Genomic DNA, 22,869 nt, shown 5'->3' on the forward strand with positions numbered 1-22,869 from the left:
ACAGGTGGCGGCGCCGGCAGGCATGTCCGGCCTAGCTCGGCAGTTCCCGGATCTCCATCTCGAGGACGTCGATCTCGTCGCTGATCGCCTCGTCCAGCATGTCGTCGAGCAGCTTGCGGCACTCCGCCGACCCGCAGCGCGGCAGTCCGGCGCCGAATCTCGGCACCTGCTCCCACCACACCGCGGGGTTGTTCCAGAACGAGCCTGACCCCTGGTCGACGCCTTCGAGGCAGCGCAGCCTCTGGTCGGTCGCCGGAAGAGCTCGCACGAACTCGATGAACAACGCCAGCGCGTCGGCGTTGCTCACCGGGACCGCGCCGTAGCCGCGCAGGCAGTCCTCGAGTTCTGCGAGGAACTCCGCCTTGAAGGACACGGCACACCCCCGCTCCTCCGCACCGTCGCGGACGTCCTGGAATCGTGACCACAACAGTACCTCCGCAACTCGGGCGGGGAACGAGTGCGAACGGGCGGTCTCTTCCCGCGCCCGCACGGGGTCCGGTGACCCGCAGTCACTTCACCCGCTGGTCACGTTCCCTCGTGCGCCAGGTAGTGCGAGACCAGGAAACCGTTGTCCAGCTTGACGATCTGCCCCACCACCAGCTTGTCGGCCGGGTCCGCGCCGGACGTGCCGCTGGTGCCGGTCCGGTCGAACGTCAGCCTCCCGGACGCGCCGGGGAAGTCACGCAAAGTGCGCAGCTTCTCGTAGACCTGTTCTCGTGACGCCCCAACGGACGTCTGGCGCGCGACCACGCTGACGGCGTCGTAGGCGAGCAGCACGTGTCCGTTGGGGCCCGAAAGGAATGCCCGGCGTGCGTGCGCCTTCTGCGCGGCCTCATAGGTGGTGAAGAACTGTTGCGTCGGCTGGGGAATCGGTTCGCGGCCCGGCGTCCACGCGAACGTCGTGAAGTAGAGCCGGCCGCCGGCGAATCGTTTGACGTCTTCCAGATCGGTGAAGTTCGTCGTCTCCAGCTGAGTCAGGTCGTCGCCGCCGAACACCACCGGGTCGGAGCAGTTGCTGCGGCTCAGCTCGGTCAGCAGTCCGCCAACCTCCGCGGTGCGGCCCGTGTAGAGGATGAGCGGGTTCGGCGCCTTCGCGCAGATGTCCGTCACCACGCGGCCCAACTGCGTGGTGACGGCGTTCGCGGTCTCGTCGTAGTCGTGCCGTTCGGGCCGGAGCACGTCCTCGAACTCGTCGGCGAGATCGGAGCTGTACTCGTCGCCGGGGCTCCGCACGAGGTGCACCGGGCGACCGCGCAACGCCTCGGTGCGCTCGATGATCCGCGCGGCGACCTGGGCCTGGCGGTCGTTGGCCGGAGCCACGCGGAAGAAGTACGGCTTCTGGCTGAAGTTCGTCGACGACAGCGACGAGCCGACCATCGGGATTCCCGTCGGCTGGTCCTTGGACGGACCGAGCACGGCGAGCGCGGACTGCGTGGTCTCACGGCTCTGGCCCAGGCCGGTCACCGCGATCACCGACCGGTCGCGTGCGGCGTAGGCGCGGATCTGCTCGGCGACCTTCACGGCGTACTTGGACTCGCCGCCGAAGTTCGCGAGGACGAGGCGCACCAACGGGTTGCGGCCGAGTCCGTCGAGCTGGTTCCAGTCGTGCTGGGCGAGGTAGGCGCCGCGCAGCTCGTTGACGCCCGCGGACAGGTCGCGCTTCACGCGCTCGCTGGAACTGAGCATCGTGGCGACGACGATCGTGACGACCTCGCGGTCCTTCACCTTGGCGGCGCGGTCGTTCTCCTCCGCGATGAGCTTCGCGAGCTCCTCCACCTCGGCGTCGTCGTTGTTCTGCGTCGCCGGGTCACCGTAGGCGAACCGGCCGGGCTTTTCGCTGAGGCCGACGCACTGCACGCCGTCCATCTTGGACAGACGTGGCCGTTCACCGGCGAGGTCCGCGACGAGCTCGCGCGGGTCGATGATGCCGTAGCGCAGGCAGTGCGTGCTGTCCTGGAGGTAGAAAGCCGCGCCGTACAACACAAGCAGCACGACGACGAGGTAGACGACCACGCGGCGCACGGAGTTGCGGCCGGGCCAGCGACGCGGGTACGGGAACCTGCCGACGGTCGACGCGCGCGGCAGTGACGCGGGCGGCGACGCGGGGATGTTGTGTTCGAGCGCGCGTTTCGTGGCGCGGTAAGCGGTCAGGCGTTCCTCGGCACCATCGAGCTCCTGGTGCGTGCGCAGCACCCGGTCGTACATCTCGACGGTCGCGCGGTCGGTGCGCGTGCGCGAACGCAGTTCCCACGTGGCGATCACCGCGTCCTCGAGCAACCCGGTCTCCGGTCTCACCACGCTGTCGTAGCGGCGGTGCAGGTTCCGCGTGGTGCCGCTGCGCAGGCGGTCCCACCACGACCGCGGTTCCTCGGCGTGTTCGGGTTCGCCTTCGCCGGGCGGCATCGGCGCCTCGGCGATGGCGGCGAGTTCGGCGATCCAGCGGTCGCTGCGCTCGTCGACGTGCGGGCGCAGGCGGTGCGCGACGAGGTGGACCTGGCCGAGTGCGAGCGCGTGGTAGAGCGCGTCCTCGCGCTGTCCGAGGCTGTCGTAGCGGTCCTTGAGCAACCGGTGGACGTTCGCGTGCGAGAACGGCGCGTCCGCCGGGACCTCGCGGAGCCTGCGGGCGAGGAGGTCGCGCAACAGCGGGTGCAGCACGAAGTTGTCGCCGTCCTGGCCGACGAAGCTGAGCTGTGCCAGCAGTGCCCGCATGTTCTCGGCCGACCACGACGGCGGCAGCAGCGCGCGGATCACGTGCCGGTCGAGCATGCGCGGGGCGGCGAGGCGGGCGAAGATCTCGCGCGCGGCCTCGCGTTCGGGCATCTCCTCGGTGCCCGGGATCCGTTGGAAGAAGCGGAGGAGCAGGTAGTCGCCGACCGTGGCGTCCTGGAACGTCGTGGTCTCGTCGACGGGCAGCCGTTCGTCGAAGACCGAGCGCACCGACGGCAGCACCTGGTCGCGCGCGAACACGAACTGCACGAGCTGGATGGCGAGCCGGACCGCGAGCGGATGGCCGTGCGTGACCTCCTGCAACTCCTCGACGAGCGCCTCGGACTCGACGGTGCTGTTGCGGGTTCTGTTCCACTCGGCGAGGAACTGCCGCGTCTGGGCGAGCGTGAACGGTTCCAGGCGCACCGGTTTGAAGACCGCGGAGCCGGCCGGCGAGGGCGCAGACTGCTTGGTGGCGATCACGAGCAGCGGCACGAGCGGTTCCTCGGCACGTCGTTCGGCGAGCAGGCTGAGGAAGTCGGTCGGCCGCGCCGCGGGCCGCGGTCGTTTCGGCGGCAGGTAGGAGTCGATGCCGTCGAGCAGGTCGGCGCCGTCGAGCAGCAGGAGGCTGTTCATCCTGCGGTACCGGCGGAACCGGTAGGCGGCCGTGATGTCGGCGAGGAACGCCGCGACGAGCAGCCGGTCGATCTCGAGCGCGTCACCGGCGCGGTTCAGGCTCCACATGTGCACGAGCGCGTCGTCGAACTTCCGGCGACCCACGTAGTTCTCGAACCAGCGCAGCGCACCGGCCACCCGAGGCCCGCCCAGCAGCCAGCGCAACGGCCGCGGCGCGACGACGGCGAGCCCGATCAGCCACAGCAACAACGGCCGCAACACCCTGCCGAGGCCTTGGGCGGGCGGCAGCACGTCGACGACCTCGGCCGCGTCGGCGACCGCGACGAGCCGGGTCATCTGCCGCGCGGCGAGCTCGCGGGCGCGGTGGTGCGGGTCGTCGCCGGGGTCGGTGTGCAGCGCGAGCCGGGCCAGGTCGTAGCGCGGCAACCGCATGCGGCCGAACTCGGCGTGCTGGTAGGACCGCAGCTGCTCGGCGGCGACGTCGAGGATGTCCTTGCAGGACCGGGATCCGGCCTTGTCGAGGTCGACCTTGGCCGTGGGCGCGTCCCGGTAGCGCCGGCGGACGTGGTCGAGCAGGGACGTCTTGCCGCTGCCGCCGGGGCCGAACGCCACGATCACGGGCAGGGGTTGTTTCGCGCGGCGTTCCACCAGGGACTCCACCAGTGCGGTGATGTCGTCCCTGCCGACGAGCCCGATCTCCGGTTCCAGCGCCATGATCCTCAGACGCTTCCGGAGCTGGTTCTGTTCCTAACGATCCGCGTGCAAACGGGCGACAAAGCTGAACCGGTCGCCCCGGTACAGCGACCGGGCGCGTTCGATCGGGTGGCCGTCGACGTCGTAGGAGACGCGGTGCAGCAGCAGCATCGGCAGCGCCGGGTTCGTGCCGATCAGCAGCGCCTCGCGGGGCGTGGCGAGCACGGTCTCGACACGTTCCTCGGCCTCGGCGAAACGCACGCCCAGGCGTTCGGTGAGGCACGCGTAGAGCGAACCGCCCGGGTCGAGCTTGTCCAGCAGGTCCGGGAAGCGGCCGAGGCTCAGGTAGGTCGACTCGAGGCCGATGCGCTCGTCGTCGGCGAGCAGCACGCGTTCGAGGTGCACGACCCGGTCGCCCGGTTCGAGCACCAGGTCGCGGGCCAGGCCGTCGTCGGCGCCGATCTCCTCGACGGTGATCACCGTGCGATTCGGCTCGACGCCCTGCCTGCGCATGCCCTCGGTGTAGCTGACCAGGGACAACGGCTGCACGAGCTTCGGTGGCGCGACGAACGTGCCGCTGCCCTGCCGGCGGATGAGCTTGCCTTCGAGCACGAGCTCGCTGACGGCCTGGCGCAGCGTGACGCGCGAGACGGAGAACCGTTCGGCGAGCTCGCGTTCGGACGGCAGGACGGTGCCTTCGCCGAGGGTCTCGACGAGGTCGAACAGCTCGGCCTTGACCGCGTAGTAGCGCGGGACTCGGCCGTGTTCTGGAATGCCCGCGCGAACGGGTCGATCAGCGCGGTGCGGCGGGACGCGGTTCACGTGGCGTGAGCCTACGTCACGCCCCGTGTGATCAGGGGGCCAGCTTCGGCGGGTCGGGGATCTTGTAGCCGGAAGATCCGATGTTGTCCTCGAGGGACTTGCGCCAGGCACCCGTGTCGATCATCTTCTGCAGCGCGGCCTGGACCTTCGCCTTGCTGCCGGGGTCGTCGCGGTGCAGGCCGACGCCGTACTCCTCCTTGCTGAACGGGTCGCCGACGACCCGCAGGAGCTCCGGGTTCTGGGCGGCGTAGCCCGCGAGCAGCACGTCGTCGGTGGTGACGGCGTCGACGTTCTCCGCGAGCAGGGCCGTGACGCAGTCGCTGAACTTGGCGTACTCGACCATCTTCACGTCCTTGGCGAACTGGTCGCGGACGTACTCGGCGGAGGTGGAGCCGGCCGTGGAGCACAGGCGGAGGGTGGCGTTGAGCGACTTCGGGCCCTCGATGCGGTTCTCGTTCATGCGCACCAGCAGGTCCTGGCCCGCGACGAAGTACGGGCCGACGAAGTCGACGATCTGCTTGCGCTTGTCCGTGATCGAGTAGGTGGAGACGACCATGTCGGCCTCGCCGCTGGTCAGGAGTGTCTCCCGGTTGCCGGGCTGCGCTTCCTTCCAGGTGATGTTCTGCTCCTTGACGCCCAGCTCGTTCGCGATGTACTTGGCGACGTCGACGTCGAAGCCGCGGTAGCTGCCGTCGAGACGGCGCACCGACAGTCCGGGCTGGTCGTAGGACACGGCGATGACCATGCGGTCGTTCGAGCTCACCTTGCTGGCCATTCCCGACCCGCCGCCACCCGCGCACGATGCGAGCAGGAGCACGGCCGCACTTGTTGTCGCGGCCAGGCGGAGAAGTGCTCTCGGCGTCATTCGTCCCTACTCACAGCGCTATTCCACGGGGCATGCGCCCGCGCACCTTCTTCGGCGCTGCTGGGCGATGTCGGGAAACCTAAGCGGCGACAGGACGCATGTCCATACCTGCGCGCGAATGAAACATCGGAATCGTTGCGGTAACTCATCAGTAGCGCAAGTCAGCGCAGGCGGCGCGGACCGGCGTCGTGCAGGGACGGAGGCGGTCCGACGACGATGCGGGCGCTGCTCACGAAAGCCCCTGCGGCAGAAGCAAGAACGGGCTCGAGCTTCAGGGAGCGCACCTCCGGAAGGTCCTCGGCCAGTGCCGCCAAACGGAGTACCAGTTCCCGAAGTGCTTTCAGGTCCGCTGGTTCGTCGCCGCGGTAGCCGGTGAGCAGAGGCGCTGCTTTCGGCGCCGCAACGAGTTCGGCGGCGTCGGTGTCGGTGAGGGGTACCGCCCGGTAGGCGCGGTCGCCGAGGAGGTCACTGACGAGACCCGACAGTCCGAACCAGACCAGCGTGCCGAAGCTCGGGTCGTCCTGCAGACCCAGGACGCAGCTGACTCCCTTGGGCGCCATGCGTTGCACGTACACGCCCGGTTTGCCGGAGAGCGCGGCGAGGTCGTGGTAGGCGGCCTTGACCGATTCGCGCTGGGCGACGTCGAGCCGGACGCCGACGAGGTCGGTGCGGTGGCGCAGGCGTTCACTGGTGGCCTTCATCGCGACGGGGTAGCCGAGCTCGTCGGCGGCCTCGGCCGCCTCCTCCTCGTTGTGGGCGATGCGGAACGGGACGACGTCGATGCCGTAGCACTCCAGCAGTTCGACGGCGGTGTGGTCGTCGAGGCGGACCTCGGCGGCGGGGTTGTCCACAATGGAACGCGCCCGGTCCACGTCGATGCCGTCCGGGCGGACGAACGTGCCCTGCGGTGCGGCGCGCCAGCGGGCGTAGCGGACGGCGCGGGCCAGGGCGAGCACGGCCCGTTCGGGACTGGCGTAGCTCGGGATGGAACCCTTTCCGGGCATTTTCAGCTCGTCTGGAATTCCCTCGACCGCGAGGAACGTGGAGACGATCGGCTTCGTGCGGTGCGCGGACTCCTTGAGCGCGCGGGCGTAAGCGGCGCCGGGGACCGCGATGGGCGGCACGAACACCACGACGAGGGCATCGGTGTCGTCGCGGTCCAGCGCCTCGCTGACCGCCTTCGCGAACTCCTCGGGGGTGGCCTGGGCGCCGACGTCGACGGGGTCGCCCGCGAGGTCGAGGCCCTGGGCGAGCAGCGTGTCGGCGGCGAGCAGGCCGATCGCGGTGGAGTTGCCGACGACGGCGACGCGCTTGCCGTGCGGGAGGGGCTGGTGGGCGAGCAGCAACGCGGTGTCGAACAGCTGAGCCAGTGAGTCGACCCGGATCACGCCGGCCTGCTCGAACAGGGCCTGGACGCTCGCCTCGTCGACCTTCGCGGCGGTGGCGGCGAGGCCGGGGACGACGGCGTGCCGGCCGGACTTCACCGCGACGATGGGCTTGGTGCGGCCGAGGCGGCGGGCGAGCCTCGCGAACTTGCGCGGGTTGCCGAAGGACTCGAGGTAGAGCAGGACGACGTCGGTGGCGGGGTCGGTCTCCCAGTACTGCAGCAGGTCGTTGCCGGAGACGTCGGCGCGGTTGCCGGCCGAGACGAACGTGGACAGGCCGAGGCCCCAGCCGGCGGCGTTGGCGAGGATGGCCGTGCCGAGGGCGCCGGACTGGCAGAAGAAGCCCGCACGGCCCCGTTGTGGCAGCTTCGGGGCGAGGCTCGCGTTGAGGCGGACCTTGGGGTCGAGGTTGAGCACGCCCAGGGCGTTGGGACCGACGACGCGCATGCCGTGCGCTCTCGCCTCCGCGGCGAGCCTGCGTTCGGCCGACAGCCCGTCGGGGCCCGTCTCGCCGTAGCCGGAGCTGACGACGACGAGCGCCTTCACGCCCTTGGCGAGGCACCCGTCCATGACCTCGTCGACGCTGGCCGCGGGCACGGCGACGACGGCGAGGTCGACGTCGTCGGGGATGTCGAGCACGGTCGGGTAGGCGCGGACGCCCCGGACGGACCGGTGCTCGGCGTTGACGGGGTAGACGGGTCCGTTGAAGTCGGCCTCGAGGAGGTTTTTGAGGACCGCGTGCCCGATCTTGGTCGGGTCGGTGGACGCGCCGATGACCGCGACTGACCTGGGGTGCAGCAGGTTGTGCACGCTGCGGGCCTCGGCGGCCTGCTCCCGTGCCCTGGCGACGGCGACGGACTCGTCGGTGGGGTCGATCGCGAACTCCAGGTGCAGCACGCCCTCCTCGAACGCCCTGCTGACCTGGTAGCCGGCGTCGCGGAACACCCGCACCATCTGCCCGTTCTCGGCGAGGACCTCGGCCTCGAACCGCGCGAGCCCGACCTCCCTGGCCGCGGCGGCGAGGTGTTCGAGCAGGATGCTGCCGACCCCGCGCCCCTGATGCCCGTCCTCGACGACGAACGCGACCTCGGCGCTGTCCCCGCGGTGGTGCTCGCCGACCAGCCGGTCGAACCGGCCGACGGCGACGATGTCGTCGCCGAGCAGCGCGATGAGCGCCACCCGGTCGTGGTGGTCGACGGTGCTGAACCGTTCGAGGTCGCGCTGCGGGATCCGCGGGTACGGCCCGAAGTACCGGAAGTACCGCGTCCGCTCCGACAGCCGGCCGTGGAACTCGCGCAGCTTCTCGCTGTCGTCCGGCGTGATGGGCCGCAGGTGGACGGTGCCGCCGTCGCTGAGGACGACGTCGGCCTCCCAGCCGCGCGGGAAGTCGAACGGGTCTCTCGCTGTCTCCGGCACCGGTGTCAGTCCCTGGGGTCGTCGGGATCGAGTCCATGCAACGGGAACACCGCGCGCCGGGTCTCGCGGATCGCCTTGTCCACCGGCTCCTCCGCGTCCCCGCCCCACGGCTGGTGCCCAGCGTCGCACCCATCGGTCATGGACGCAGGCAAAGGCCACTCAGGTGCGACGCGTGTCGCATGGGCGACCCACTCCGCCGGCAGCGGCCGGTTCGGGTCGACGTCGCGGTCCAGCACCGTGGCAAGCAGGTGCGTCCACGACCGCGGCACGACCCTGAGCAGCTCGTAACCGCCGCCGCCGAGCGCGAGCCACTTGAACCCGTGCTCGGTCACGAGGTCCCGGAACGCCTGGTAGATGGCCCGGTGCCCGTCCACGCTCAGCGACAGGTCCGCCAGCGGGTCCTCCTTGTGCGTGTCGACCCCGCACTGCGTGACCAGCACCTGCGGCCGGAACGCGCGCAGCAACGACGGCACCGTCGCGTGGAACGCCCGCATCCACGACCCGTCCCGCGTGCCGGCGGGCAGCGGCACGTTGACCGCGCTCCCCTCGGCCCCGGCTCCCCCGACCTCGCTGGCCCACCCGGTACCGGGCCACAGGCTCATGGGGTGCTGGTGCAACGAGATCGTGAGCACGCGGGGGTCGTCCCAGAACGCCGTCTGCACCCCGTCCCCGTGGTGCACGTCGACATCGACGTACGCGATGCGCTCCACCCCGCTGCGCAACAACCACTCGATCGCCACCGCGCAGTCGTTGTAGACGCAGAACCCGGCCGCGCTGTCCGGCATGGCGTGGTGCAACCCGCCGGCGATGTTCACGGCCCGGTCCACCTCCCCGGACGCGATCGCCCGGGCCGCCGCCAGCGACCCGCCGACCACCAGCGCCGACGCCTCGTGCATCCGGTCGAACACGGGGTTGTCCGCGGTGCCGAGCCCGTGCCCGACGTCCCACCCGGCCGTGGGCGCGGCCTGCACCGCACTCAGGTAGCCGGGCTTGTGCACCAGCTCGATCTCCTCGTCGCTGGCCGGCTCGGGCACCCGCATCTCGACGCCGTCCAGCACCCCGAGCGCGGTGGCGAGCCGCACGGTGAGGTCGAGCCGGACGGGGTTCAGCGGATGGTCGCCACCGAGGTCGTACCCGAGGAAGGACCTGTCCCAGACAACAGCGGCTGGCTTACCCATGCCCAGCAACCTACAGTCGCGAGCGCGGAACCGATCTCACCGAACAGGGGTCAGAGGCGACATGCACCTGAGACCAGCGGCCATCCTCCTCGCACTCGCCCTGCCCCTCGCCGCCGTCTCCGGCTGCGCGCAGGAGGTCAGCGGCTCGGCCAGGGCCGACGCCAACGCGGTCCAAGAGCCCGCCGACCCCACCACGACCACGAGGAAGCCGACCGCCAGCACCGCGCCCTCGAAGCCCAAGGCCCCCACCACGCAGAAGCAGGGCGACGTCAAGATCGGCACCAAGAAGAAGGCCACCGGCCTGGAGACCTGCGGTGTCCTCAAGGCCGCGGACATCGAGGCCGCGACCGGCGGCAAGTCCTCGGCGGACGGCGGCTGCATCCACACCACCACCGGCCCGTCGACCGTCATCACGCAGATCGTCACAGTCCCCGACGTGGCGGGCGAGGACGGCGAGAAGAAGCAGATCGAGATCGGCGGCAACACCGCGTGGCAGGTCAGCGCCTCCAAGGAGGACTGCCAGGTCACCGTCGTGCTGACCGACGACCCGACCGCCATCACCTCGGCCTTCTCGGTGAACGTCCTGGCGATCGACGAACTGGACACCTGCGCCATCGCCCTGAAGCTCGCCACCGAAGGCTTCAACCGCATCCCCAACGCCTGACGCCACCACCGGACCGTCTCAGCCGCCAGTGGCGACCTCACGGTCGAGCGCACACCAGTTGGACCACGACCCCGCGTACAACGCGGCCGGCTTCTCGGCCGACGTGACCCCCGCGACCTCCAGCGCGAGCACCACGGACGAGGCGGTCACCCCCGACCCGCAGTACGCCCCGACAGCCGCACCACCCGACACCCCGAGCCCGGCGAACCGCGCGGCCAACTCCTCCGCCCGGAACCACCGCCCGTCCGCTCCGACGTGCCCGGTGGTCGGTGCATTGAGCGCGCCCGGGATGTGCCCGGCTTTGGGGTCCACCGGCTCGGTCTCGCCGCGGTACCGAGCAGCGGCCCGAGCGTCGAGCAGCACGCCCTCCCGAGCGAGCGCCGCCGCCTCGTCCGCGTCCAGCACGGGCATCTGACCGGACCGCACCACCACGTCACCCGCGGCATCGCCGGTCAGCGCCGCCGGCACCTCCGCGGTCACCGGCAACCCGGCGGCCTCCCACGCGGCGAACCCTCCGTCGAGCACCGCCACCTCGCCGAACCCGGCCCACCGCAGCAGCCACCACACCCGCGCGGCCACCGACCCGTCCCCCGCGTCGTACGCCACGACCCGGCCACCCTCGCGCACGCCGGCGGCGCGCAGCACTTCCTGCAACCGCTCCGGATCCGGCAGCGGATGACGGCCACCGACTCCGGGCGGAGCGGACAGTTCGGTGTCCAGATCCACGTACACCGCGCCGGGCACGTGGCTGACCTCGTAGTCTTGGCGTCCGGGTGGTCCGCCGAGACGCCACCGGACGTCCAGCACGACGGTGGCCGGACGCGCGCTCAGCGCCTCGGCGAGGGCCTCAGGAGTGATCAAGGGATGCACGGCTCACATCCTGCACCCGCGCGGACACCTGTGTCCCCCGGCACGACTACCATCGACACCATACGAAGGGGAGCGGGTGTGAACGACCTCATCGACACCACGGAGATGTACCTCCGCACGATCTACGAACTCGAGGAAGAGGGCGTGGTGCCACTGCGCGCCCGCATCGCCGAACGCCTCGGCCAAAGTGGACCGACGGTGAGCCAGACCGTCGGCCGCATGGAACGCGACGGCCTGGTGGTCGTGGCGGAGGACCGCCACCTCGAGCTCACCGAGCAGGGCCGCAACCTCGCGATCGCCGTGATGCGCAAGCACCGGCTCGCCGAGCGCCTCCTCGTGGACATCATCGGGCTTGAGTGGGAGCACGTGCACAGCGAGGCGTGCCGCTGGGAGCACGTGATGAGCGAGGCGGTCGAACGCAAGCTCATCAAGCTGCTCGGCAACCCCACCACGTCGCCCTACGGCAACCCGATTCCCGGCCTCGACAAGCTGGGAGACGGCGAGCCGGCCCCGCCCGCCGAGGCGGACCTGGTGCGCGTGGACGAGGTGGCCCGCCGCGGCGGTGGCCGCGTCGAGATCCGCCGCATCGCCGAGCACGTCCAGCTGGACCCGGACCTCATGGCCGAGCTCAAGGAAGCCGGCGTCGTGCCGGGCGGCACGGTGGAGGTCGAGGCGCTCGGTGGCGCCAAGGTCATCCAGGTGCGCGGCGGCAACGGCAACTCGGCCGAGCTCGACCCCGCGGTCGCCCACGCGGTCCTGGTGCTCGCCCGGTGACCCAGGCGACGACACCAGCGGCGAAGGCGGCGGAGGCGTTCGAGCGGCAGCACGGGCGCGCCCCCGAAGGGGTCTGGTCGGCTCCCGGCCGGGTCAACCTCATCGGTGAGCACACCGACTACAACGACGGCTTCGTGCTGCCGTTCGCGTTGCCCCACCGCATCGCGGTCGCGGCGTCGCCCCGCACGGACGGCGTGCTGACCGTCAGCACGATGGGCGACGACGGCGGGGTGCAGGTGGCGGACTCGGTCGTGATCTCCGACCTAGCCCCCGGCACCGTCAAGGGGTGGGCCGCGTACCCCGGTGGAGTCGCCTGGGCCCTGCGTGAGCAGGGGATCGCCGTCACCGGCGGCGCCGACCTCGTCATCGCGGGCGACGTGCCCGCGGGCGCCGGTCTCTCCTCCTCGCACGCCCTCGAGTGCGCTGTCGCCCTCGCCCTGCTCGGTCTCGCCGGCGTCGACGCCGAGCGGACGGACATCGCGCGCTGGGTGCAGAGCTCCGAGAACGACTTCGTGGGTGCTCCGACCGGCATCCTGGACCAGACGGCATCGCTGTGCTGCGTCGAAGCGCACGCCCTGTTTTACGACGTGCGCTCCGGCAAGCCGGAGCAGGTCGCGTTCGACGCGGCTGCCAGCGGGCTCGAGGTCCTCGTCATCGACACCCGCGCGAGCCACGCCCTCGTCGACGGCGGCTACGGCGCCCGGCGGGCGGGCTGCGAGCGTGCCGCCGGCATCCTCGGCGTGCCCGCTCTGCGCGACGTCGACATCGCCGAACTCGACCAGACGCTCGTCCGGTTGCCCGAAGAGCTGCGTCCGCTGGTGCGGCACGTCGTGACCGAGAACGACAGGGTCCTGCGGACCGTCGAGCTGCTCCGCGCGGGCCGGCTCGCCGAGGTCGGGCCGCTCCTCTCGGGCTCGCACGCGAGCCTCCGGGACGACTACCGCGTCTCGTGCCTCGAGCTCGACGTCGCCGTCGACTCCGCCATGGCGGCCGGCGCCCTGGGCGCCCGGATGGTCGGCGGCGGTTTCGGCGGCTCGGCCATCGCCCTCGTGCCCGTCGAACGGCACGACGAGGTCGAACGGTCCGTGCTCGCCGGCTTCGCCTCGCGTTCGCTCACGCGACCGAGGCTCTTCACGGCGGTTCCGTCCGCGGGCGCGGGCAGGGACCGGTAGCCAAGAACGATCTTGACCAGGAATGCGAGGACTGTGGTGAAGCTGCTCGTCACGGGCGGGGCCGGATACGTCGGCAGTGTGTGCGCTGCCCGGCTGCTCGAAGCCGGACACGAGGTGGCCGTCCTCGACGACCTCTCCACCGGCCACGAGGACGCCGTCCCCTCGGGAGCGCGCTTCATCCGGGGTGACATCGCCGAGGTCATCGGCGATGTCCTCGCAGAAGGGTTCGACGGCGTTCTGCACTTCGCCGCGAAGTCGCTCGTGGGCGAGTCCATGCAGGACCCCGGTAAGTACTGGACGGGTAACGTCCTTACGGCGATCCGCCTGCTCGACGCCATGAAGGAGCACGGCACGCCGAAGCTCGTCTTCTCCTCGACTGCCGCGACGTACGGCGAGCCGCGGGAGGTGCCGATCCCCGAGACGGCCCCCACCGCGCCGACCAACACCTACGGCGCCACCAAGCTCGCCATCGACCACGCGATCACGTCGTACGCCGCGGCGCACGGCCTGGCGGCGACGAGCCTGCGGTACTTCAACGTCGCCGGCGCCTACGGCACCATCGGCGAGCGGCACGCGACCGAGACGCACCTGATCCCGCTCGTGCTCCAGGTCGCGCTCGGGCAGCGGGAGCACATCTCGATCTACGGCGAGGACTGGCCCACCGAGGACGGCACCTGCGTCCGCGACTACATCCACGTCCTGGACCTCGCCGACGCCCACCTCCTCGCGCTCGAGAACGCCACCGCCGGCGAGCACCGGATCTACAACCTGGGCAACGGCACCGGCTTCTCGGTCAAGCAGGTCATCGACACCTGCCGCGAGGTCACCGGCCACGCCATCCCCGCCGTCGTCGCCCCGCGCCGCGCCGGGGACCCGGCTGTCCTGGTCGCCTCCGCCGAGCGGGCACGCACCGAACTCGGCTGGAAGCCCGAGCGGGCCGACATCACCGGCATCGTCCGCGACGCGTGGGAGTTCACCCGCGCCCGGCACGGAGCCTGAGCCGGCATGACCGACTTCGCCTCCTTCGAGAGCTACAACGCCACCGCGCGGCTCGCGTCGCTCGCGCTGTCCCCGGACGGCACCCGGCTCGTCACCGTCGTGTCCACGCTCGCGCCGGACGGCAAGACGTGGCAGGGCGCTCTCTGGGAGGTCGACCCCACCGGGGAGCGGGAGGCCGTCCGGCTCACCCGCTCCGCCAAGGGCGACTCCTCCCCCGTGTTCGCCCCGGACGGGTCGCTGCTGTTCCTCTCGGCTCGCCCGGACCCGCTCGCGAAACCAGGAGAGTCCAAGGAGACGAAGGCGCTGTGGCGGCTTCCGGTCAGCGGTGAGGCCGCCGAGGTGCTGCGACCGGGTGGCGGAGTCGGTCAAGTGCGGGCAGCGGGCGACACCTTGCTGTTCACGTCGTCGACCTATCGCTTCACGGAGTTCGGCGACGACGACAACGCCAAGCGCAAGGCCCGCGACGACGCCGGCGTGACAGCGATCCTGCACGAGTCGTACCCGATCCGGTACTGGGACGCGGACCTCGGCCCGGCTCACCCTCGGCTGTTCGCGGCGCCTCTCGCCGACGTCACCACCGAGTCCGTCGTGACCCTCAGCGAGGACGCCGGAACCCGGTTCAGCGACGAGGACGTCGAGCTGAGCCCGGACGGGAAGTGGGCCGTCCACGGCCACGCAGTCGACGTCAGTGCCGCCTACGGCCGCAGGGTCGAGCTGCGGGTCGTCGCCACGACCGGTGGGGAGTCCCGGACCGTCGCCTCCGAGGAGGGATTCTCCTTCCACGCAGGCACTTTCACGCCGGACTCCTCCGCGGTGATCGCGATCAGGACGCGCGAGTCCACTCCGGACTCGCCGTTCCGGCGCGATCTGGTGCGGATCGACCTGGCGGACGGCTCGATCACGCCACTGGCGCCCGAGTTCGACGAGGTACCCGACCACCCGGTGGTGAGCCCGGACGGGTTGGCGGTCTTCTTCACCGCGAGCCACCTCGGGCACCAGCCGCTCTGGCGCCTCGACCTCGCGTCCGGCGAGATCATGAAGCTCACGGTGTCGGGCTACTACAGCGACGTGATCGTGAGCCCGGACAGCCAGACGCTGTACGCGCTGCGCAACTCGGTCGACCACCCGCCACAGCCCGTGCGGCTCGCCGCGACCGGAGCCGACCAGGACCCGGAGCGGCTGCGCGCCCCCGGTGCCCTCGCGTCGGTGCCCGGCACCCTCACCGAGATCTCCACGGTCGTCGCGGACGGCAGGACCGTCCGCTCCTGGCTGGTGCTGCCGGACGGCGCCTCCGCCGACTCCCCCGCCCCACTGCTCCTCTGGGTCCACGGCGGACCCGTCATGAGCTGGAACGGCTGGACCTGGCGCTGGAACCCGTGGCTGATGGCCGCTCGCGGCTACGCCGTCCTGCTGCCCGACCCCGCCCTGTCGACCGGGTACGGACCCGACTTCATCCAGGCCGGCTGGGGCCGCTGGGGTGCCGAGCCCTACACCGACCTCATGGCCATCACGGACGTCGCGGTCGAGCGGGCCGACATCGACGCCTCCCGGACCGCCGCCATGGGCGGGTCGTTCGGCGGCTACATGGCCAACTGGATCGCCACCCAGACCGACCGGTTCCGCGCGATCGTCACGCACGCGTCCCTGTGGCACCTCGACGCCTTCTCCGGCGGCACCGACAGCTCCTATTACTGGATGCGGGAGATGGGCGATCCCCTCACCCAGCCGGAGCGGATCCATGCCAACTCCCCGCACCTGCGGGTGGCCGACATCAAAACGCCGATGCTGGTCATCCACGGGGACAAGGACTACCGGGTTCCGATCGGTGAAGGGCATCGCCTGTACTTCGACCTCGTCCGACACGGGGTCACCGCGAAATACCTTTACTACCCAACCGAAAACCACTGGATCCTCACCCCCGGCAACTCTCGGGTCTGGTACGAGACGGTGTGGGCGTTCCTGGCCGAACACGTCCTGGATCAGGACTGGGAGCGGCCCGAACTGCTCTGAGGGCCGGCGAGCAGCTCACGGGCGCTGTCCATGTACTTGGCGGACAGCGCCCGCATCTCCGAGGGCGGGAACGCCGCGCTGACGGCCGAGCGGATGAGCTTGCTCAGCGCGTGGCCCGGACACGCCTCCTCGGCCACGTCGAGCGCGATGGAGGCGAGCCCTCCGTCGCCGCGCTGGTAGGCGTAGAACGCCAGCAGGCACGCGGGCTCGGCTCGTTCCGGCGCCGGGGAGGCTTTGGTGAGCTCGATCCACAGCCGTTCGGCCAGCCTCGACCTGGGCTGTGTCGCGAAGCCCAGGCTCGCGTCGCGCACGTCCGGCACCGCCAGCGCCCGCGCCAGGGCGGCGATCTCCTTGTCCGGCAGAGATCCCTTGCGGTGTTCGACGGCGTCGATCGCGGCGCTCACCAAGTGCAGCTCGGTGTGCGGGTCGGGGTCGCCCGAACTCGTCGTGAGCTCGTCGAGCAGCGTCGATCTGCGTTCCAGCGCGTCGGGCGGATCCAGCGCGAGGATCGCGGCCATCGCGGCACGCGACTCGAACGTCACGTTGCCCTCGTGGGCGGACGCGGCGGCCACCGCGGACAGCTGGGGATCCGGCAATGTGCCGTGGCAGTCGACGTCGAGGTAGCACAACCACTTCGCGTCCTTCTGGCACGAGGGCAGCCACACCGCCTCGACGACGTCGATGCCCACGCCGCCGAGCCGGTTCACGAGAGTCTTGACGAGTGGCTCGTGCGGGAGTTGCTCGGGCATGTGCTCGGACGGCGGGCACACGACGACGAGGATCACCTCGGACGCGTCCTGCTCCTGCAGCGGGGCTTCCAGCTGGGCCGCGAGGACGCCTCTATGTCGCGGGCGCGGTAGGTCGACGCGCATGGTCATGCTGATCAGGTGGTCCTGGAGCACCAGCACGACCAGCGAGTCGGACGGGTGGAACCCCATCAGGTGCGGGATCGCGGCGTAGAGATCGCCCGCGTCACGGACCCGGATCGGCTTCGAGAGGGTTGAGGGCATGGGCCCACTGTGGAGGGCGGGGCCGGGGGTGGAGCCGGGTCGGCGCGAAGTTGTGGACAACTCGGCGGCTGTGGACAGGTCGAGATCTTGGAGCACTGTCGTGCGGGGTTTTGTCGGGGGTGGGTGCTAGGTTGCCGCGCTTCGGTCCTGTAAGACCGAAGCGCGGCATCACGTCAGAACGACTGGAGCACCGTGCGCCAGCCGCCGACGACCGGCAGCTCCACCGACGTCCGCGTGAGGTCCAGCGACAGTCCGGCGCCCGGCTTCGGGCGCAGCGTGTAGTCGTAGTCGCTGGAGATCACGACGAACTCGAGCCGGTGACCGGTCTGCAGGACGTAGTCGTCCGGCACGATCGGCACCTCGACGTCGTAGAACTTGCCGGGCTTGATCGGCGACGTCCTGTCCGGCCGGTCCCGGTTCTGCGGGTCGGTCGAACCGCGCGTGATGACGTGCGACCTGCCGTCCGGGGCGCGGTCGACGAGCAGCGACGTCACGTTCGCGGCGGGCCGGTCGAACGCGAGACGCAGGTTCGCCGTCGACTTGCCCGAGAGCCGCACCGGCTTCTTGGCGGGCTCCGAGGTGTACGAGAGCCGGTTCGGCGACGTGGCCAGGTCGATCAGCGACTCGGCCGTCTTCGTGGCGTCGTCGGTCAGCTTCTCGACGCCGCGGCCCGGCAGGATCCCGAGGCCTCCCTTGGTGGTGCCGCCCGGAGACAGGCGCAGCCGCACGTCGGACGTGCCGGGAGCCGGCCAGTCCTTCTCGTCGGCCCACGTCTTGTCCTCGCGCTGGATCGTCGCCTTCGGCTCCTTGTCGACGCCGTTGCGGTGACCCCAGAGGTACTGGGTGAACCAGCGGTTGAGCGTGCGCCTCCACTCGGCGGACCGCAGCGTGTCGGCGTCCGTGTGCCCGGACTGGTGCAGCCAGATCTTGTGCGGCGCACCGACCTTCTTCAACGCCGAGTACCACTGCTCGACGTGCGTCATCTTGACGTTCCAGTCGTTGAGGCCGTGCACCGCCAGCACGGCCGCACGGACCTTGCGGACGTCGTTCATGTAGTTCCGCTTGTCCCAGAACTCGCTGTAATCGCCGGTGACGCGGTCCTGGTCCTTGGCGATCTCGGCGATGATCGGCTTGCAGATCTCCCGGTCCGCGCGCGTGTAGACGTACTCCGCGAGCACGTCGGCGTCCTCACCCTGGAACGTGCCGGGTGCGACGACGGCGCCGTCCGCGCGGTAGTAGTCGTACCAGCTGGAGATCGCGGCGATCGGCACGATGGCTTCGAGGCCGCGCACTCCGGTGGAGGCGACGGCGTTGGGCAGCGTTCCGTTGTAGGAGACGCCCATCATGCCGGTCTTGCCGGTCGACCAGGTCGCCTTGATGGCGTCGCCCGTGGCGGTGCGTGCGCTCGCACGGCCGTTGAGCCAGTCGACGACGACGCGGGCACCGATCGTCTCGTTGACGTCGCCTGTCGTCGGGCAGCCCGTGGACTTGCCGGTGCCAAGGGACTCGGCGTAGACGACGGCGTATCCGCGCGCGATGAAGTAAGCCTCGTAACGGCCCGAGGTGATGGGGTTCGGGCCGAGGGCGGCGGTGATGCGCTCGTCGGAGGAGGCCTTCAGCAAACGGCCGTTGCGCTTGTCGGGCACATAAAGCTCGACGTCGACGTTGTGGTTGGCGACGTCGTTGCCGCCCGAGAAGTACGGGCTGACCATGTAGACGACGGGGACCTTGAGGCCGCGTTCGGTGGCACGGGGCCGGACGACCTCGGTGTAGACCTCGTCGTCCTTGCCGTCGCGGTCGCTGTCGACCGGCGCCCGGACCCAGAGGCTCTCCTTCACCACGTCCTTCGGATCGAAGACGGGTTGCGCCTCGCCGTCCTGGAACACCGGCCCCTCGGCCGCCTGGGCCGTCGTGGGCAGGAATGGCAGAACCAGCACCGCTGTCAGCAGTGCAACTCTTCGTGCGCCCCTCACGAGGCACCCCCAATGCGGAAGCCAGAGACAGGGATCGCCCTGCACCCTCTCCTTTGACTGCAAGACATGTCACCCGTCGAACGGCCCTTGACCTGAGAGCATGGACCGTGCACATTTCCGACTTCGTCCACGCGTTGCCGAAAGCCGAGCTGCACGTCCACCTCGTGGGCGCCGCTTCCGTCGACACCGTCCTCACGCTCGCGCGCAACCACCCAGGCGGGCGAGTGCCGACCGACGAGGCCGCGTTGCGGAAGTTCTACGAGTTCACGGACTTCCGGCACTTCATCAACGTGTACGGGATCGTCAACGACCTGGTCACCACAGGCGAGGACATCCGCACTCTTGTAGTCGGTTACGCGCGTGACGCCGCACGGACCAATGTGCGCTATGCGGAGCTGACGATCAGCGCGACCAGTCACCTGCGGGCGGGCATCGCACCCGACGAACTCGTCGCGGCGCTGAAGGCCGGACGTGACGAGGCGCTCGCCGAGCACGGCGTGACGCTGCAGTGGATCTTCGATGTTCCCGGTACGTGGGATCGCGACTGGGGCATGACCAGCGCACGGTTCGCGGCCGAGTACCGGCCCGAGGGGCTGGTCGGGTTCGGCCTGGGTGGATTCGAGTCGGACTCGCCGAGGGCGAAGTTCCGCGAGGCGTTCGCGATGGCGCGTGACGCGGGGCTGCACATGGTGCCGCACGCCGGTGAGACGACGCCGCCCGGCGAGATCTGGGCCGCGCTGCGCGATCTGCACGCCGAACGGATCGGGCACGGCGTCAGTGCGGTTCAGGACCCTGATCTGGTGCGGTACCTCGCCGACGAGGGCGTCGTGGTGGAGGTCTGCCCGACGTCGAACATCCGCACGGGTGCGGTGACGTCGCTGGACGACCACCCGTTGCCGCGACTTGTGGAGGCCGGGGTGCCGGTGACGATCAGCACCGACGACCCCGGCATGTTCCACACCGATCTCGACCGCGAGTACCTGCTGTGCCACGAGCGGTTCGGGTTCGGCAGCGACGAACTCGCCGGCCTTGCACGAGCCGCGGTGCACGCGTCGTACGCACCCGCGGAACTCAAGGACCGGATGTTGAAGGAGATCGAAGCCCTGTGAGTGGTGTGAGCGTGGTGACGACGACGGTCGACTCCGCCGAAGCCGCGGAGTCTCTGGCGAAGAGCATCGTCGAGGCACGTCTCGGCGCGTGCGTGCAGATCGTGCCGATACGCAGCGTCTACCGGTGGGACGGTGAGGTGCGCCTCGACGCGGAATGGCAGTGCATCGTGAAGACGTCCGCCATCCGCGCCGATGAACTCGTCGCGCACATCAAGGCTCATCACACCTATGACGTGCCGGAGGTCGTCGTCACGCCTGTGACCGGGGGCAACGATGACTACCTCGCGTGGGTGTCAGAGGAGACCTCGTAGGTGACGTGGCAGCGGCTCGGTGTGCAGGACGCCGAGCCGCTGCGTCGCCCTCGTCAACGCCACGTACAGCTCACTGGGCGACATGCGTTGCGGTTCGACGACGAGGACGACGTCGAACTCCAGGCCTTTCGACGCGCGTGGCGACATCCAGCCCTCGCCGATGACGGCGATTGAGCGTTCGTCGTGCGCGTTGGCGTGTGCGTCGAGTTCGTCGCGCACAGCCGCCGACATGTCCGTCACGCGCCGGGCCCACGGGCGGACTCCGGCCTGGCGCATCGACACCGGTGCCGAGGCGTCGGGGTCGACGAGTTCCAGGACCGGGGTGGCGACGGCCATGATCTCGCCAGGGGTGCGGTAGTTGACCTCCAGCCGACGGTAGGTGAACCGGTCGAACACCGAGCCCCAGCTCCGCACGCCGCCCGCGGCCTGGCGCTGGGCCAGGTCGCCGACGACGGTCATGGACTTGTTCGGGCATCGGCGCAGGAGCACCCGCCAGTCCATGGCGGACAGTTCCTGCGCTTCGTCGACGACGACGTGGCCGTAGGTCCAGGTGCGGTCCTCGGCGGCCCGTTCGGCCAGAGCGCGCTGGTCGCGGACCTCGTGACGGGAGGCCAGGGCCTCAGCGTTGACGAAGTCCGTGACGATGTACTCGTCGGCGTCCGCGCGCTCGTCGATCGACAGGACGTCCATGACGCCACGCGCGTACTCGAGCTGCTCTTCCTCTGCGCGCCTGGCCGCGCGTTCGGCGGTGCCGTCGGATCCGAGCAGGTCGGCGAGCTCGTCGAGCAGCGGCACGTCGGACACGGTCCACGCGTCGCCGTCGGGCCGGTACAGCTCCGGTGCGCCGATCCGGAAGCAGCGGCCCTCGTAGAGGTCGGAGAGCAGCTGCTCCGGGGTGAGCAGCGGCCACAGCCGGTCGACGGCGTCACGTACCGCGACGCTGTGCCGGAGCTCGTGGCGGACGTCCTCCTCGATCTCCGGCCAGTCGACACCGATCAGCCTCATCGCCGGCGCGACGAGCTCCTCGGCGAGTGCGAGGAAGAAGTACTTGCGCGCGGCGTTGTGCGGCAGCCCGTAGTACCGCGTCTTTTCACGGGCGACAGCGGCCGTGTGCGCGTCGAGCGGGACGACCACGTCCTCCAGTTCGATCTCGATGGGTTCGTCGGGGAGCTCCTGCCGGTCGGCGACGGCGACGTCCAGCAGGTCCAGGACTGACAGGGCGCCCTTCGCCCGTTGCAACGGCGGGGTGTCCTCGACGTCGGTCGCGACGCCGGGGTACAGCTCGCCCGGGGTGGCGAACACGACGTCGGTCTCGCCCAGCGACGGCAGTACGTCGCCGACGTAGTAGAGAAAGCCGGTGTTCGGGCCGACGATCAGCACACCGTGGTGTGCGAGTCGTTCACGACGCGTATACAGCAGGTATGCGACGCGGTGTAGGGCCACCGCGGTCTTGCCGGTGCCGGGGCCGCCCTCGATCACGAGGACGCCGGGACCGGAGTAGCGGATGATCTCGTCCTGCTCGGCCTGGATGGTCGAGACGATGTCGCGCATCGTCGCGGTCCGCGGCGCGTCGAGGGCGGCGAGCAACGCTGTCATGTCCGTCAGCAGTTCGTCGTCATGGAAGTCGCGGAGCTCCCGGTCGCGCACACGGAAGTGACGACGCAGCACGACGCCCTCCGGGTTCGCGGCGGTCGCCGTGTAGAACGGGCGCGCGGCCGGAGCACGCCAGTCCAGCAGCAGCGGTACGAAGTCGTCGTCGAACAGTCCTACTCGTCCGATGTAGGCGCTCTCGCCGTTCGTCGAGTCGATGCGGCCGAAGCACAAGCCCGTCTCCGCCGCCCGGTATTTCGTCACTTCCCTGGTCAGCACCTCGACGGAGGCCTCGCGCTCCAGTCGCCGGGTGACGGTGTCCCTCAACGCGGCCGCGAGGTCGGCGGCTGCTTTGTTCCGTTCTTTGTCGAGCTTTTCATACAGAGCGGTGATCCGTGCCTGTTCGCTCGCCAACACCTTGCCCCCTGTGATACAATCTTTCTATCTTCTCGGAAAATTCATTCCGAAATCCCAAAGCCATTCTTTGTAGCACACTTTCGTCGCGTGCGACACCCTTTGCGAGAGCCCGCACTGATGGTGATCCTGCTGTTCAGCGGCCTGACAGATGGCTTCAGTCCACCCAAGAGCCAAACTGCCGGATGTCCGGCAATTCGTCGCCGACCGCAGTTGCAAATGTAGGATTCGGCGGAGCCGCCATCGCCGCGGAACAGGCCGGAATGGATGTG

The 22,869-nt window shown here is 70.1% G+C and carries 17 protein-coding genes; 7 read left to right on the top strand and 10 right to left on the bottom strand.

The genetic code is table 11. The annotated features are described in order from the left end of the window. Window positions 1–31: 31 nt before the first annotated feature. The 6 genes from ABZX02_RS27955 to ABZX02_RS27980 all read right to left on the bottom strand — a co-directional run bounded on the left by ABZX02_RS27955 (window position 32) and on the right by ABZX02_RS27980 (window position 9,701). Window positions 32–427, bottom strand: coding sequence for a hypothetical protein (locus ABZX02_RS27955; protein WP_355302265.1), 396 nt, complete (start codon window positions 425–427; stop codon window positions 32–34). 98 nt (window positions 428–525) lie between these two features. Next, a complete protein-coding gene (locus ABZX02_RS27960; protein ID WP_355302267.1) occupies window positions 526–4,056 on the bottom strand; it encodes a hypothetical protein in 3,531 nt (1,176 codons plus the stop codon). Window positions 4,057–4,089: 33 nt separating this feature from the next. Next, entirely contained in the window at window positions 4,090–4,857 is a 768-nt protein-coding gene (locus ABZX02_RS27965) for a GntR family transcriptional regulator (RefSeq protein WP_355302269.1), read from the bottom strand. A 31-nt stretch (window positions 4,858–4,888) separates the two neighbouring features. Continuing rightward, window positions 4,889–5,674 carry a glutamate ABC transporter substrate-binding protein gene (locus ABZX02_RS27970; RefSeq protein ID WP_355302271.1) on the bottom strand — a complete coding sequence of 262 codons (786 nt, stop codon included), beginning with the start codon at window positions 5,672–5,674 and terminating at the stop codon, window positions 4,889–4,891. Between the two features lie 209 nt (window positions 5,675–5,883). Then, window positions 5,884–8,532, bottom strand: a complete 2,649-nt coding sequence (locus tag ABZX02_RS27975) for a GNAT family N-acetyltransferase (RefSeq protein ID WP_355302647.1) — start codon at window positions 8,530–8,532, stop codon at window positions 5,884–5,886. Then, window positions 8,529–9,701: an acetoin utilization protein AcuC gene (locus ABZX02_RS27980; protein ID WP_355302273.1), complete on the bottom strand. Its 1,173-nt coding sequence runs from the start codon at window positions 9,699–9,701 to the stop codon at window positions 8,529–8,531. The genes ABZX02_RS27975 and ABZX02_RS27980 overlap by 4 nt, the downstream gene beginning before the upstream one ends. A gap of 61 nt (window positions 9,702–9,762) precedes the next feature. On the opposite strand from ABZX02_RS27980, the gene ABZX02_RS27985 reads away from it, so the two are divergent. Beyond that, on the top strand, window positions 9,763–10,365 hold the full coding sequence (locus ABZX02_RS27985) for a hypothetical protein (RefSeq protein ID WP_355302274.1): 603 nt from the start codon (window positions 9,763–9,765) through the stop codon (window positions 10,363–10,365). 18 nt (window positions 10,366–10,383) lie between these two features. Here the strand turns inward: ABZX02_RS27985 and ABZX02_RS27990 are convergent, their stop codons facing one another. Then, window positions 10,384–11,235, bottom strand: coding sequence for a sulfurtransferase (locus ABZX02_RS27990; RefSeq protein WP_355302276.1), 852 nt, complete (start codon window positions 11,233–11,235; stop codon window positions 10,384–10,386). 78 nt (window positions 11,236–11,313) lie between these two features. On the opposite strand from ABZX02_RS27990, the gene ABZX02_RS27995 reads away from it, so the two are divergent. Genes ABZX02_RS27995 through ABZX02_RS28010 form a run of 4 tightly spaced genes read left to right on the top strand, consistent with a single transcriptional unit; the run spans window position 11,314 to window position 16,190 of the window. Then, window positions 11,314–12,009 (top strand): iron dependent repressor, metal binding and dimerization domain protein, encoded by a 696-nt coding sequence (locus ABZX02_RS27995; protein WP_355302278.1) that lies wholly within the window; start codon window positions 11,314–11,316, stop codon window positions 12,007–12,009. Beyond that, window positions 12,006–13,181 carry a galactokinase gene (gene galK / locus ABZX02_RS28000; RefSeq protein ID WP_355302280.1) on the top strand — a complete coding sequence of 392 codons (1,176 nt, stop codon included), beginning with the start codon at window positions 12,006–12,008 and terminating at the stop codon, window positions 13,179–13,181. Before ABZX02_RS27995 ends, galK begins: the two co-directional genes overlap by 4 nt. A 36-nt stretch (window positions 13,182–13,217) precedes the next feature. Further along, a complete protein-coding gene (galE, locus tag ABZX02_RS28005; RefSeq protein WP_355302281.1) occupies window positions 13,218–14,180 on the top strand; it encodes a UDP-glucose 4-epimerase GalE in 963 nt (320 codons plus the stop codon). Between the two features lie 6 nt (window positions 14,181–14,186). Further along, a complete protein-coding gene (locus tag ABZX02_RS28010; RefSeq protein WP_355302283.1) occupies window positions 14,187–16,190 on the top strand; it encodes a S9 family peptidase in 2,004 nt (667 codons plus the stop codon). On the opposite strand, the gene ABZX02_RS28015 is transcribed toward ABZX02_RS28010, so the two are convergent. After that, a complete protein-coding gene (locus tag ABZX02_RS28015) occupies window positions 16,160–17,200 on the bottom strand; it encodes a DUF4192 domain-containing protein (RefSeq protein WP_355302285.1) in 1,041 nt (346 codons plus the stop codon). The genes ABZX02_RS28010 and ABZX02_RS28015 overlap by 31 nt on opposite strands. Before the next feature lie 173 nt (window positions 17,201–17,373). Next, window positions 17,374–19,173 carry a Xaa-Pro dipeptidyl-peptidase gene (locus tag ABZX02_RS28020; RefSeq protein WP_355302287.1) on the bottom strand — a complete coding sequence of 600 codons (1,800 nt, stop codon included), beginning with the start codon at window positions 19,171–19,173 and terminating at the stop codon, window positions 17,374–17,376. 107 nt (window positions 19,174–19,280) lie between these two features. Here ABZX02_RS28020 and add point away from each other — a divergent pair, with 107 nt between their 5' ends. Both add and cutA read left to right on the top strand, forming a co-directional pair. Beyond that, complete coding sequence (add, locus tag ABZX02_RS28025) at window positions 19,281–20,282, top strand: adenosine deaminase (RefSeq protein WP_355302288.1); 1,002 nt, start codon at window positions 19,281–19,283, stop codon at window positions 20,280–20,282. 14 nt (window positions 20,283–20,296) lie between these two features. After that, window positions 20,297–20,593, top strand: a complete 297-nt coding sequence (gene cutA / locus ABZX02_RS28030; protein ID WP_355302649.1) for a divalent-cation tolerance protein CutA — start codon at window positions 20,297–20,299, stop codon at window positions 20,591–20,593. Here the strand turns inward: cutA and ABZX02_RS28035 are convergent. Further along, window positions 20,576–22,600: a helicase gene (locus tag ABZX02_RS28035; protein ID WP_355302290.1), complete on the bottom strand. Its 2,025-nt coding sequence runs from the start codon at window positions 22,598–22,600 to the stop codon at window positions 20,576–20,578. The two genes, cutA and ABZX02_RS28035, sit on opposite strands and share 18 nt — an antisense overlap. Between the last annotated feature and the right edge of the window lie 269 nt (window positions 22,601–22,869).

Source organism: Lentzea sp. NPDC003310, assembly GCF_040610935.1.
Classification (GTDB): Bacteria; Actinomycetota; Actinomycetes; order Mycobacteriales; family Pseudonocardiaceae; genus Lentzea.